At 68.5% G+C, this 2,062-nt stretch carries 4 protein-coding genes; all 4 read right to left on the reverse strand.

From position 1 onward, the window contains the following. Nucleotides 1–291 (reverse strand): phage protease (locus tag ACFPOB_RS30370; protein ID WP_377801775.1); only part of this gene is annotated, 291 nt, incomplete at its 3' end. Between the two features lie 93 nt (nucleotides 292–384). Then, nucleotides 385–921: a phage virion morphogenesis protein gene (locus ACFPOB_RS30375; RefSeq protein WP_377801876.1), complete on the reverse strand. Its 537-nt coding sequence runs from the start codon at nucleotides 919–921 to the stop codon at nucleotides 385–387. Next, entirely contained in the window at nucleotides 918–1,640 is a 723-nt protein-coding gene (locus tag ACFPOB_RS30380; RefSeq protein WP_377801877.1) for a phage head morphogenesis protein, read from the reverse strand. Before ACFPOB_RS30380 ends, ACFPOB_RS30375 begins: the two co-directional genes overlap by 4 nt. Further along, nucleotides 1,637–1,819 (reverse strand): hypothetical protein, encoded by a 183-nt coding sequence (locus ACFPOB_RS30385; RefSeq protein WP_377801878.1) that lies wholly within the window; start codon nucleotides 1,817–1,819, stop codon nucleotides 1,637–1,639. Before ACFPOB_RS30385 ends, ACFPOB_RS30380 begins: the two co-directional genes overlap by 4 nt. Nucleotides 1,820–2,062 lie beyond the last annotated feature (243 nt).

The following is a 2,062-nucleotide window of genomic DNA, read 5'->3' on the forward strand; positions in this document are numbered from 1 at the left end:
GGTCCATTCGACCCGACCCCAAAGGCCGTCCGCGCGCGCCTGCATCTCGACGATCCAACCCCGCGCCGGGGCCGGTCGGCCCTCCGGGGCGGCGAGGTCGATCGAGTGATTCTCGTCGAGCGGGAGCTTGCCCGCCGCCATCGAAGCGCGGATCACATCGTCTGCGTTCTCCAGCGTGAAGGGGCCGCGACCGTCGTTTCCACGAAAAGTCCCGGCCGGCGTCAGGTGCACCCATTCGGGAGCGGCACCGGCCGGGATCTGGAAGTGAAGGGAGGAAACGACGGTCTTCATCGCCGCCGAATGTGGCCGGCGGCGACCATACGCGACACGGCCCCGCACGGGGCCGGGACCTACATGGCGATGGGAGGGATCAGCGCGACGCGGTCAGCGCTTGCCGCCGGATGATGGCCCGGAACCGAGCGCGCGGGCAAGGCCGCCCTCGATGACGTCCAGGATCATGACCTGGTCGTCGCTGCTGATGCCGACGAATTCGCGCTTGGGGATTGTGACCGAGCGGGCGTGGACGATGCGGTTGCCGAGGCGGAAGACGAGACGGCCAGCGTTCTTCGGCCTGATCACGGCGCCGCCCTGATGAACGCCGGCATGGATCTTGTTGCTGCCGACCTGCACGTCCGAGCGGCCGGCGCGATAGGTGATCGAGCCCTGCAGGCCCCCGCGCATCGCGCTCTCGCGCAGGATGCCGGCGCCGCGCTTGCCGGCGGCATAGGTTGGATTGAGCGGCGCCCAGGCAGAGCCATCCGGTGCCACCTCGTCGTCGAAGCGATCCTGCGTCGAGGTGACGAGGCCGGTGCCGATCGCGCGCGTGATCGGCGTCGTGTCGGCCATGACGCGCTCAAGTCGACCGAAAGCGGCGCGTGCTTCGTCCCAGTCGAAACTGAAGGTGACAGAGAAGCCGCTCACGTATCGTCGAGCCCAGGCATGGCCGAGCGCGGCGCGTTCATCCAGACCTGGCCGGGATTGTAGTCGAAGCCGATATCGACCCCTTGGGATCCGGTCAGAACCTCGCCGGTCTTGCGGTTCACCTCGCGAATCGGCAGGCGCTCCGGCGCCTGGTCCACGCCGCGGCGACCCTGGCGCTTCAAACCGGCTTCGCTGACCGGCCGAACCCTGCAGCCACAACCCCAGCCATTGGGCGGATAGGCCCAGTCCCAGAACGGATCATCGGCCCGCAACACCGTGCCGTTCCAGGCGAGATGCTGCTTGCGGGGATGGCGGGCGCCGGAATGCACATATTGCCAGTACGGGAAGGCCGCGAGCGTCTCCGGCTCGGTCTGCTGGGCATAGCGGCCAGCCGAATAGGCCATGCTGAGATTGGTCTCGTAGATGACCCGGGCGCGCCAGCCGGGCTTGCCGACATGAGCCCAGCCATGGCGCCGGACGATCTCATCGAAGCGCTGGCGGAACTCCTGCAGCGTCGTCCCGTCTTCGAGCGCCTTTTCAATCTCGCGCCGGAAGTCCTCGACCAATGCGGTGGCCGTCGCGCCGGCGACGGTGAAGGCCTTTGCATTGGCCTTCTGCCAGACATCGGTCCAGCCGGTCGAGGTGACGGTCACCTTCTGGCGGAGATAGTCGATGGCCTCCTGGAACGGCAGGCCGATGGCCCTCATCGTCGTGGTCATGACGCGATACGGCCCCCGACGATGGCGAGGCGTCGACGAACCTCGCGCAGTGACAAGCCGTTCGCGATCGCCCGGTCGACCTCGCAGCGCAGGGTCTCCAGGGCGCCGGTCGGCGCCGCTGCCGCGATCGCAAATGCCCTGGCGCTCGGCTCCCGATTGAGTTCCGACCAGTGTGTCATGACGCGGGCCCGTAGGAAGCCCGCTGGCGGCCGCGAGCCGCGGCCGCGGCCATGCCCCGGAAAATTCCGGAACGGCCGCCCAGCGTTTGAATAGCCGTTTGAACGGACGCGCTGGGCGGCAGGGTCAAGGTGTCAGCTGCGCGGGCCATCGGGACTGCCCGCCAGCTCGTCGAGCAGAGCCGCCCGGCCGGTCAGATGCGAGAGCGCGATCGCGCGACCCATGGCCTCTGCGAGCTGCGCAGG

This window comes from Allobosea eneae (assembly GCF_042657265.1).
GTDB classification, from domain to species: Bacteria; Pseudomonadota; Alphaproteobacteria; order Rhizobiales; family Beijerinckiaceae; genus Allobosea; species Allobosea eneae.